The 389-nt window shown below is 59.6% G+C and carries 1 protein-coding gene; it reads left to right on the top strand.

The genetic code is table 11. The annotated features are described in order from the left end of the window. Window positions 1-153: 153 nt before the first annotated feature. On the top strand, window positions 154-389 hold a 236-nt coding region (locus tag ACLQ24_RS30370), incomplete at its 3' end, for a hypothetical protein (protein WP_425895162.1).

The following is a 389-nucleotide window of genomic DNA, read 5'->3' as shown; positions in this document are numbered from 1 at the left end:
CTCGCCATCGACGGCGGGAAGGTTCGGGTGGGACCACCGGTGACGGGTTCGGTCCTCACTGACGTGTTGACTGATCCGGCGCGTACGTCCATGCCGGGCATGATTGCCGCTTCCACCGGCCCTCACCGCCGATCGGTCACGGAAGCAATGCGTGTGAGCGACATGGTTGCTACTTTGATTGACTGGTATCAGAATTATTTGGGCGAGTACAGGCCGGTCCCCTACCGGGCACAGACCTGGACCCTTCCAGGTACGACGAGGACCCTTCCACTTGGCGACTGGGTGCACGAAATAAGAGCTAATGGAATTGATGATCCGACGGGTGTGATTGCTGCCGCCATGGAGAGATGCGATATAACTCCCGTACTCGCGGAGGGTGGCCGGCGTAT

It is taken from the genome of Micromonospora sp. DT4 (genome assembly GCF_049841675.1).
Classification (GTDB): Bacteria; Actinomycetota; Actinomycetes; order Mycobacteriales; family Micromonosporaceae; genus Micromonospora.
The sequence above is the reverse complement of the archived record's forward strand: the minus strand, read 5'-3'. Positions and strand labels throughout refer to the sequence as shown.